Genomic DNA, 9,872 nt, shown 5'->3' on the forward strand with positions numbered 1-9,872 from the left:
AGTGCCCACACAGATTGTCTGATAAATTGTTAAAGAGCAGTGCCGCTTCGCTTTTTCTCAGCGGCGCGGGGTGTGCATAATACGCTTTCCCGCTTCAGAGTCAAGCATTTATTTCGCTTTTCTCTGTTGGTGTTCATCACTGGTTTTCACCGGAGAACCCCGCTGACCCGGCGGCTTGTGTGCCGTTGTTCCGTGTCAGTGGAGGCGCATTATAGGGAGTTATTTCGGGCTGACAAGGGGAAATTTAAAATAATTTTCCGAGTGCGTAATATTTACCCAAAACAGCGTTAAACCGCCAGTTTTTCGAGCGATTCAAAGCCATAGCGCTGCAAAACGGGCAATAATTGCTCAGTTTCTGGCGTCATCGCCATGCAATAGGCAATGTTGGCATCTGCTGATTTCGCATCCGGCGCTTCATGTTCCAGTAGCCATGCGGTACGTCGTGCAATGGCCGCCCCGGAATCGACCAGTCGCGTTCCTTCAGGCAGAACCTGTAAGAGTTCTTCCTGCAACAGGGGAAAGTGGGTGCAGCCAAGTACCACGGTATCAGGCGGCTCCGGCATCCGCAGCCACGGGCGCAGGATCCGTTGCAGTTCTTCCAGCGGCACGGGCTCGCCGTGCAACTTCGCTTCCGCCAGTTCCACCAGCTCTGCGGACCCCAGCATGGCTATCTGGCACTCATTGGCAAAGCGCGCGATCAGTTCATGCGTATAAGGGCGCTTCACCGTCCCGCGCGTTGCCAGAAGCCCGACAACCCCGTTCGCCGTCAGACGCGCCGCCGGTTTGATCGCCGGTACCACGCCCACAACCGGGAAAGCGAACTTCTCACGTAAGGCAGGAAGAGAGACCGTGCTGGCCGTGTTACAGGCGATAACGGCCAGAGAAAGAGGATAACGCTGCTGTACCGCCGTCACGATCTCAACAACGCGCTCAACGATAAATGCCTCGCTCTTCTCCCCATAAGGAAAAGCCACGTTATCGAAAGCATAGATATAGTGGAGATCCGGCAGGAGATGCCGAATCTCATCATAGACCGACAACCCACCGACACCGGAATCAAATACCAGCACGGTGGGGCGTGGATCAGAAGGTGTAGCTGCCAGACAAGGTGTATTCCCGTCCTGCAGTTTGGTAGCCATAAACTGTCTCGTAATCTTTATCGAACAGGTTGGCTATTTTACCACGAACTGTGAGATGTGAGGTGACTGGATATGAAAGTCCGAGGTCCCACACGCTCAGCCCGCCCATTTTCACCTTCCGGGAATTGTCGTAGTCGTAATCGTAACGCTCGCCAATATACTGATAGGTCACATCCCAGCCCAGATCGTAGACCTGTCCGCTGAGCTCGTACTTCACCTGCTGTTTAGCGCGACGATAAAGCGGCTGATCGGTTTCATCATCACGCGGATCAACATACTGCAACGTTAAGCGATGATCGACCGGCCCGGTCGTCAGGTTCCCGGTCCATTCCAGGCCTTTGATGGTCGCGGATTTGACGTTGAAGTAGGTATTGTTGTTGTAGTCGATCAGGTTCTGAATTTTGTAGCGATAGGTCGACAGACGCCAGTCAAGCGGGCCGGTCAGCCCTTCTAATCCGGCTTCCCACTGCTTCGACTCTTCCGGCTTCAGGTTTGGGTTAGAGGCGATCCCAAAACGCTCCGCACCAAACTGTTGCCCCAGTGAAGGCGCAAGGAAGCCCGTGCCATAGGAAAGCGTCACTTTATAGTCATCAACAAACTGCCATCCCGCCGCTGTTTGCCAGGTACCATGCCAGCCGAACTGGTCGTCATGGTCTTCACGGCCCGACGCTTCCAGCGTCACGCTATCAATCTGCTGTTGCCCGGTGAGATAGAGGCCCGTGTTATCACGCTTATAGTTGTCTGTCCCATACTCGCCGAAGGACATCAGCTTTTCTTGTTTCCAGTCGACACCAGCACTGACAGCGCCGTGCCCGACAATAACGTTGTTGCCCCACTGGACGTAGCGCTGTTCCATATCATCAAGGCTATAACCTGTGGCATAGCGCCCATTCAGGCTGCTGTAGTTATAGTCCTTAATTCGCTGGTAGTTAGCGACCAGTTGTGACGAGTAGATTCCAGAATTGAAGCGCAGCCCCGTATCCCAAGATTGAGTGTAATTCTGGTGCTCGTCGTTTCCGCCGTCATATCCCCAGTTCCCCTGGTCGTAATCGGCATTACTGGCATAGCCGTAGCCACGAAAGTAACCATCGAATTGATCGTTAAATTTGTGCTCAACACCACCCCAGAAGAGTTTATTGCGATAACCATCGCGATCGCTGTCGCCGCTATAGCTGGAACGCGGCTGAACGTCGAAGCCTTTGGTGGTCTGATAAGCCCCGGCCGCGGTTACCACGGTATCGCCAAAACGCTGGCGGTACGTACCGTCATATTGCTGATAACCTTTTGACCCCACGCCAGCATTAATCTGCGAACGTTCCTCACCCGTCATAGTGATGATGTTCACTACGCCGCCAATCGCGCCAGAGCCATAAATCGCTGAGCGCGGGCCGCGGATATACTCAATGCGCTGCACCAGCGACACCGGGATCTGGTCAATATCGGAATTATTCGTAATGCCCGGACGGGCGACCGGAATACCATCGACTAACACCAGAACGTGTTTCGCTTCGGTACCCCGCACAAACAGAGAAGAGCTTTGCCCCATGCCGCCATTCTGGGCGACATCCACGCCTGGCAGGCGGCGCATGACATCCAGAACGGTTCGGGACTGCCAGCGTTCGATATCCTCGCGGGTGACAATATCGGTCGGGGCCAGAACGGTATTAACAGGTTGTTGAAAACGGTTTGCTGTCACGACAAGCGTGTCAGGGGTGGCATCCTGTGCCCAACCCGAAAAAGCCGTGACGGAGAGCGCCGTCAGCAGCGATGTTTTTTTAATCATTGTAAAGCATCCACAATATAAGAAGGATGCCGCAGGTCCCACCGATAGTACGCGATGATGAAAACCAGTTGCGACGTTAGCCGGCAGGTCTTCGGGCTTGGAAGGTTATCCACGGATATAAGAGATGAAGACTTCCCACCCAACAGGCAGTGTCTGCTTACGCTCTCATCTCACCTTTCCTTACCGCTGCGCGTCAGCTCCAGATTTACACTGGATTCCCTATTAACTCACAGGACCGGCACACGGATGCTACAGTTTGTAACATCTTACTGTCCAGCGTGTTTGTTAAATATGAGAGATCATCAATGACTGGACATCTGTTGAGCAATCCCTACAATCCCCGCGTACTTTTATTTTTCAGGATACATCATGACCCCCGAACACCTTCCGACAGAACAGTATGACGCGCAGCTCGCCGAAAAAGTGGTGCGCTTGCAGAGTATGATGGCGCCCTTTTCTGACCTTGTCCCGGAAGTGTTTCGTTCGCCGGTCAGTCACTACCGTATGCGTGCTGAATTCCGCATCTGGCACGATGGCGATGACCTCTATCACATCATTTTTGACCAACAGAGCAAAAGCCGAATCCGCGTCGACAGCTTCCCTGCGGCGAGTGAACTGATTAACCAGTTGATGACCGCGATGATCGCAGGCGTGCGCGACAACCGCGTGTTGCGCCATAAACTGTTCCAGATTGATTACCTCACCACCATGAGTAATCAGGCAGTGGTTTCGCTGCTGTATCATAAAAAGCTGGACGACGAATGGCGTGAAGCCGCCGAAGCGCTCCGCGACGCCCTGCGTGCGCAGAACCTGAACGTGCATCTGATTGGCCGCGCGACAAAAACCAAAATCGCGCTGGATCAGGACTACATTGATGAACGTTTGCCAGTTGCGGGCAAAGAAATGATCTATCGCCAGGTTGAGAACAGCTTTACGCAGCCAAATGCGGCCATGAACATTCAGATGCTGGAGTGGGCGCTGGATGTCACTAAAGGCTCGAAAGGCGACCTGCTTGAACTGTACTGCGGTAACGGCAACTTTTCTTTAGCGCTGGCACGCAATTTTGACCGTGTGCTGGCCACCGAAATCGCCAAACCGTCTGTTGCCGCCGCGCAATACAACATTGCGGCGAATCAGATTGATAACGTGCAGATTATCCGCATGGCGGCGGAAGAGTTTACGCAGGCAATGAACGGCGTGCGCGAATTTAACCGCTTGCAGGGTATCGATCTGAAAAGCTATCAGTGCGAAACGATTTTTGTCGATCCGCCCCGCAGCGGTCTGGACAGCGAAACGGAGAAAATGGTGCAGGCATATCCGCGCATTCTGTACATCTCCTGTAATCCGGAGACGCTGTGCAAGAACCTGGAAACGTTAAGCCAGACGCATGACGTATCACGTCTGGCGCTGTTTGATCAGTTCCCGTATACGCACCATATGGAGTGTGGGGTGTTGTTGACGGCGAAGTGAGTGTCATAACCGGATGATGACGCAAAGCGTCTCATCCGGCCTCTCCTCTTTATTCCGACACTTCCTGCTTGCGATTACGCATTTTCACGCCGATCCAGAAGACCAGAATGACCGACAGCACCGCCGGGAAGAAGTTGGAACCGATATCCGGATATTCCGCGCGCACCACGGTGCTGTAAAGCAGAACGCCGAGAATAAAGCAGGCGGCAGCCAGACCCGGTAAACCCACAGGCATGGTGCGATTCAAATAACGTTGATGCAGACAGTACACCGTCAGCACCAACGAGATAATCGGAAATACAGAAAACGGCACGATGGAGCTAAACAGCGCCGCGAATGTGCCATTGATTGACAAGCCAGCGACCAGCGCCAGCAGCAGCGTACCTTTATCCTGAACTGACTGTTTCATTACTCTTCCTTCACGTTACCCGGAATGAGGGGCATCTTCTCTTGTTCACGGCGATACCAGTAATACGCACCTTTCGAAATCATGCGCAGTTGCAGTACCAGTCGCTCTTCTAACTGCCGACGCTGTTCCGCGCCCACGTCCAGCGCTTCGGCGCCTGCACTGAAGACAATCGTCACCATCGCTTCGGCTTGCGCTTCAGTAAACGCACGCGGCATATGGTTTTCGATTTCCAGATAGTCCGCAAGTTCCGCGATGAAGTGCTGAATTTCTCGCGCAACGGCAGCACGGAACGCCGCTGAGGTGCCAGAACGTTCACGCAATAATAAACGGAAGGCGTTGGGGTTGTTACCGATGAACTCCATAAATGTGGAGACCGAGGTGCGGATCACACTCCCGCCCTTGGCGATACGCTGACGAGCCTGACGCATCAACTGACGCAACATCAGACCGCTTTCATCAACCATGGTCAGGCCGAGCTCATCAACATCACGGAAATGACGATAAAAGGAGGTTGGCGCAATGCCCGCTTCACGTGCGACTTCACGTAAACTGAGACTGGCGAAGCTACGCTCCGCGCTCAGTTGACTAAATGCGGCTTCTACCAGCGAACGCCGGGTTTTTTCTTTTTGCTGCGCTCTAACGCCCATCACGATGTCTGAATCCTTCCGTATGCCTTGTCCGGCACTATACCAGAGTTCAAAGTTAATCTGTTTGTTCAGCTTTGTGAATGATTGTTTACGCGCAGTTTGTGCTTCGGCTTCGCAAAAAAGCACAACGATAATTGGGTTATCCCGGCAATGATGTTACTATTCTGTTGCTTTTATGTATAAGAACAGGTAAGCCTTACCATGCCACATTCCTACGATTACGATGCCATAGTTATAGGTTCCGGCCCCGGCGGCGAAGGCGCTGCAATGGGTCTGGTTAAGCAAGGAGCTCGTGTTGCCGTTATCGAGCGTTATCACAACGTTGGCGGCGGTTGCACCCACTGGGGCACCATCCCGTCAAAAGCGCTCCGCCACGCAGTCAGTCGTATTATCGAATTCAATCAGAACCCCCTTTATAGCGATCATTCCCGCCTGCTTCGTTCCTCATTTGCCGATATTCTCAACCATGCCGACAACGTGATTAATCAGCAAACACGGATGCGGCAGGGTTTTTATGAGCGTAACCACTGCGAGATCTTGCAGGGTAACGCCCATTTTGTTGACGAACACACGCTGGCGCTGGAATGTCATGACGGTACGGTTGAAACCCTGACAGCAGAGAAATTTGTCATTGCCTGCGGATCGCGCCCTTATCATCCGGCAGACGTGGATTTCTCGCACCCGCGCATTTATGACAGCGATTCGATCCTCAGTCTGCACCACGAACCGCGCCATGTGATTATTTATGGTGCCGGAGTGATTGGCTGCGAATATGCGTCGATCTTCCGCGGAATGGAGGTCAAAGTTGATCTCATCAACACCCGCGACCGTCTGCTGGCGTTCCTCGATCAAGAGATGTCCGACTCCCTCTCTTACCACTTCTGGAACAGCGGCGTCGTCATTCGCCACAATGAAGAGTATGAGAAAATCGAAGGCTGCGACGATGGCGTGATCATGCACCTGAAGTCCGGTAAGAAACTGAAGGCCGACTGCCTGTTGTATGCCAATGGTCGTACCGGCAACACCGATTCTCTGGCGTTACAGAATATCGGTCTGGAAACCGACAGCCGTGGTCAGCTCAAGGTCAACAGCATGTACCAAACCGCGCTGCCGCACGTTTACGCGGTGGGTGATGTGATCGGTTACCCGAGCCTGGCGTCCGCAGCATACGACCAGGGACGCATTGCCGCCCAGGCGCTGGTGAAAGGGGAAGCGAACGCGCACCTGATCGAAGATATCCCGACCGGCATTTACACCATCCCGGAGATCAGTTCCGTGGGCAAAACCGAACAGCAACTGACGGCGATGAAAGTGCCTTACGAAGTGGGCCGCGCTCAGTTTAAACACCTGGCGCGCGCGCAAATCGTTGGCATGAACGTAGGCACGCTGAAGATTTTGTTCCATCGGGAAACGAAAGAGATTCTGGGGATCCACTGCTTTGGTGAACGCGCAGCCGAGATTATTCACATCGGTCAGGCGATTATGGAGCAGAAAGGTGGTGGTAACACGATTGAGTACTTCGTTAACACCACCTTTAACTACCCGACGATGGCGGTAGCCTATCGGGTAGCGGCGCTAAATGGCTTAAACCGCCTTTTTTAACGCCTTGTCGAAATGGCCATCCATCGCACCGCGGATGGCCTCTGCCAGTTGCTCATAGCGACTACGCAGCGGTGATCCTGGACGATACACCAGCCCCACCGTACGACGCGGCTCAGGCTTAATGCAGGGCAGATATACCACGCCATCACGTTTGCGTTCTTGCGGAACCGCCAGCGCAGGCAGCAGGGTAATACCGCTTCCTGCCGCTACCATGTTACGCAGCGTTTCCAGACTGGTTGCACGGAAGTGGGTGTCTTCGTCAGCACCGGCTTCAAAGCAGAATCCCATCGCCTGATCGCGCAGACAGTGACCGTCCTCCAGCATCAGCAGTTTTTCGCCTGCCAGATCGGACATCGGCACGCATTCGCGATTCGCCCACGGGTGATCTTCGTAGATCGCCAGCAGCATCGGCTCGTCGAACAACGGCACTTCGATAAAGGCCTCGCTCTCTTTCACCAGCGCCAGGATCACGCAGTCAAGCTTGCCGCTATCCAGTTGCGCCAGCAGCTGATGGGTCTGCGCTTCATGCAGATACATTTCCAGCTTCGGGAAAGTCTGGTGCAGCATCGGGATAATATGCGGCAGCAGGTAAGGACCGACAGTGGGAATCAAACCAATGTGCAGCGGACCTGACATGGTTTCGCCCTGTTGGCTTGCCATCTCCTTGAGCACTTTGACCTCACGCAGCACGGTACGCGCCTGATCCACCAGCAGTAAACCCGCCTGGGTGAACAGCACTTTACGACTCGTACGCTCCAGCAGCATCACGCCCAGCTCATCTTCCAGCTTGCGGATTTGCCCGCTCAGCGTTGGCTGACTAACGTGACAGGAGTCCGCCGCGCGCCGGAAGTGGCGATGTTCGGCTAATGCCACCAGGTATTCAAGATCACGAATATTCATTATTCATCCTCCATCGCCACGATAGTTCATGGCGATAGGTAGCATAGCAACGAACGATTATCCCTATCAAGCTTTCTGTCTGATAATCCATCACAGAAACGGAGCAGTCTCGTTTAACCCTTGAAGCCACTGCCCGTTCAGAGAGTCTCTCTCTACCCAAATAACGAAAGCCAACGTGAACTTTTGCGGACCCCGTGGTCCGCATTTTTTTTGCGTAAAAAAGCCAGACATCGTGCCTGGCCGGAATGAAGTTAATCAGCGTTATATTGCACTCAGTGCATCCGCAACGCGTTTGAATTGCGCAAACCGGCTACGCAGCATGTTGTGCTTTACGGCATTCGGCTCAAGTCTGATCACCGACGGCAGAGTGGCGTTAATCGCCTGTGCGAATCCTGCATAATCCCCCACACCAACGGCCGCACACATCGCCGCCGCCCGGCACCCGGACTGCTCGACATCGACAATTTCAAGCGGCAGATTGCTGGCATCGCAAAACATCTGCATCCAGATACGCGAATGCGTTGGCCCGCCAGTAAAACGAATCGCCTGGGTTGCGCCGTTGAGTTGCAGCATCCGGTCCTGATGCAGTAAATGAGAAAATACGATGCCCTGATAGATAGCGTAAACCATGTCTGACGCATCGTGATGCCCTGCCAGCCCGAAAAAGCCGCCGCTTAATGAGTCGCAATAGTTTGAGCCGTACAGCCACGGGAAAAACAGAATGCTGTCTGGCTTCTGATACCCCTGCTCCGCCCACCGGTTAAGCGTATCGTGATCGTTCGCCAACGCCGGGAAAAAATGGTTGATAAACCAGGTCAGATTACTGGCGGAAGTGGGGCTGCCTTCATGCGCAAAATACTGCCCAGGAACACTGAATTTACCCCACACATAGGGATAATCCGCCGGAATAATGCGATCGAATACCCGGGTAGCGATAGACCAGGTGCCCGCTACCGCACTGAGGTGCGAGCTGTCATGCACACCGGAGGTGATGGCTGCGCCAACCACGTCAAAGACCCCGCCGAACACGGGTGTACCTGCCTTCAACCCGCATAACGTAGCGGCATCGGCGGTCACATAGCCAGCGAGATCGGCAGAACCTATCACCCCCGGCGTGCAGTGCACCATCTCCTCAATGCCAAACAGGGCGAACAGCGCGGGATCGAACTCATTACGCTGCTGATTAAACAACTGGCTCCCGGAGATATTGGTCTCTTCACAGGCAAGGTTATCCGTCAGGCAGTAACGAATATAGTCGTGCGCCATCAGGATGTGGCCCGTCCGCGCGTAGTTCTCCGGCTCATGCTGTTTCAGCCAGGCCAGCAGCGCTGCCGGATGAGAAGGCCATAGCTGTTGCAAACTGAGCGGGTACGCCTGGCGATCGACACCCTGCGCCTTCCAGCTTGCCACCAGCGGTTGCGCCCGGGAATCTGAAGAGACGATGCCATTACGGACGGGTTTGCCCGATTTATCGACCAGGTAAAGTCCTTTACCGTGTGCAGAAAAGCCAATCCCGCGGATCTGTTCCGCCGCAATATGGCTCTCGGCCAGTGCGCGCTGAATCACGAGACATGTGGTGGCCCAGAGCTCGTTCATATCGCGCTCACAAAACCCCGCCTGTGAGCTCAGCAGCGGCAAGGTTTGGGCCGCAACGATGACTTCTCTACCTTCGGCGGTATAGATCCCCGCTTTGGTGACTGTGCCGCCCAAATCAATGCCGATAAAGTAATGGCTCATCGTTATCTCCTTAACCTGCCATGAGTGGCCGTTCGTCATACCACCCGGCTGCCTGCATCTTGCTCTCTATCCACTGGCGCGCATGGATAATTTCCAACAACGGCTCGGCGGACTTTTCCGTCCACATCTCAATCAGGAAGGTTCCCCGATAGTTAAGGCGGCGGAGCGGTTTGAACTGCTTGATA

Annotated in this window: 8 protein-coding genes, 1 pseudogene and 1 riboswitch; of the genes and pseudogenes, 2 read left to right on the plus strand and 7 right to left on the minus strand. The window is 54.1% G+C overall.

Features of this window, described 5'->3' with window-relative positions; all coding sequences use genetic code 11:
- Window positions 1-287: 287 nt before the first annotated feature.
- Together murI and btuB are read right to left on the minus strand one after the other, a co-directional pair.
- Entirely contained in the window at window positions 288-1,139 is an 852-nt protein-coding gene (murI, locus tag AB7E14_RS14930; RefSeq protein ID WP_042325665.1) for a glutamate racemase, read from the minus strand.
- Window positions 1,084-2,922: a TonB-dependent vitamin B12 receptor BtuB gene (btuB, locus tag AB7E14_RS14935; RefSeq protein WP_042998963.1), complete on the minus strand. Its 1,839-nt coding sequence runs from the start codon at window positions 2,920-2,922 to the stop codon at window positions 1,084-1,086. The genes murI and btuB overlap by 56 nt, the downstream gene beginning before the upstream one ends.
- Before the next feature lie 65 nt (window positions 2,923-2,987).
- Window positions 2,988-3,177: riboswitch (cobalamin riboswitch) on the minus strand.
- A 114-nt stretch (window positions 3,178-3,291) separates the two neighbouring features.
- Here btuB and trmA point away from each other — a divergent pair.
- Window positions 3,292-4,392, plus strand: a complete 1,101-nt coding sequence (trmA, locus tag AB7E14_RS14940; protein WP_125339231.1) for a tRNA (uridine(54)-C5)-methyltransferase TrmA — start codon at window positions 3,292-3,294, stop codon at window positions 4,390-4,392.
- Between the two features lie 49 nt (window positions 4,393-4,441).
- Here trmA and AB7E14_RS14945 read toward each other — a convergent pair whose 3' ends face one another.
- On the minus strand, window positions 4,442-4,801 hold the full coding sequence (locus tag AB7E14_RS14945; protein ID WP_042998961.1) for a YijD family membrane protein: 360 nt from the start codon (window positions 4,799-4,801) through the stop codon (window positions 4,442-4,444).
- Window positions 4,801-5,451: an HTH-type transcriptional repressor FabR gene (gene fabR, locus AB7E14_RS14950; protein ID WP_043001797.1), complete on the minus strand. Its 651-nt coding sequence runs from the start codon at window positions 5,449-5,451 to the stop codon at window positions 4,801-4,803. The genes AB7E14_RS14945 and fabR overlap by 1 nt, the downstream gene beginning before the upstream one ends.
- A 198-nt stretch (window positions 5,452-5,649) precedes the next feature.
- On the opposite strand from fabR, the gene sthA reads away from it, so the two are divergent.
- Window positions 5,650-7,050, plus strand: coding sequence for a Si-specific NAD(P)(+) transhydrogenase (gene sthA / locus AB7E14_RS14955; RefSeq protein ID WP_428169637.1), 1,401 nt, complete (start codon window positions 5,650-5,652; stop codon window positions 7,048-7,050).
- On the opposite strand, the gene oxyR is transcribed toward sthA, so the two are convergent.
- The 3 genes and pseudogenes from oxyR to AB7E14_RS14970 all read right to left on the minus strand — a co-directional run.
- Entirely contained in the window at window positions 7,033-7,950 is a 918-nt protein-coding gene (gene oxyR / locus AB7E14_RS14960) for a DNA-binding transcriptional regulator OxyR (RefSeq protein ID WP_042998960.1), read from the minus strand. The genes sthA and oxyR overlap by 18 nt on opposite strands.
- 261 nt (window positions 7,951-8,211) lie before the next feature.
- Complete coding sequence (locus AB7E14_RS14965; RefSeq protein ID WP_216082049.1) at window positions 8,212-9,687, minus strand: FGGY-family carbohydrate kinase; 1,476 nt, start codon at window positions 9,685-9,687, stop codon at window positions 8,212-8,214.
- A gap of 10 nt (window positions 9,688-9,697) precedes the next feature.
- Window positions 9,698-9,872: pseudogene (locus AB7E14_RS14970) on the minus strand (L-ribulose-5-phosphate 3-epimerase); the annotation flags it as partial.

It is taken from the genome of Citrobacter sp. (genome assembly GCF_050252275.1).
Classification (GTDB): Bacteria; Pseudomonadota; Gammaproteobacteria; order Enterobacterales; family Enterobacteriaceae; genus Citrobacter_A; species Citrobacter_A amalonaticus.

Coding starts and splice junctions, on each gene's coding strand:
- murI (WP_042325665.1), bottom strand. CDS start 1,139: ATGGCTACCAAACTGCAGGACGGGAATACACCTTGTCTGGCAGCTACA.
- btuB (WP_042998963.1), bottom strand. CDS start 2,922: ATGATTAAAAAAACATCGCTGCTGACGGCGCTCTCCGTCACGGCTTTT.
- trmA (WP_125339231.1), top strand. CDS start 3,292: ATGACCCCCGAACACCTTCCGACAGAACAGTATGACGCGCAGCTCGCC.
- AB7E14_RS14945 (WP_042998961.1), bottom strand. CDS start 4,801: ATGAAACAGTCAGTTCAGGATAAAGGTACGCTGCTGCTGGCGCTGGTC.
- sthA (WP_428169637.1), top strand. CDS start 5,650: ATGCCACATTCCTACGATTACGATGCCATAGTTATAGGTTCCGGCCCC.
- oxyR (WP_042998960.1), bottom strand. CDS start 7,950: ATGAATATTCGTGATCTTGAATACCTGGTGGCATTAGCCGAACATCGC.
- AB7E14_RS14965 (WP_216082049.1), bottom strand. CDS start 9,687: ATGAGCCATTACTTTATCGGCATTGATTTGGGCGGCACAGTCACCAAA.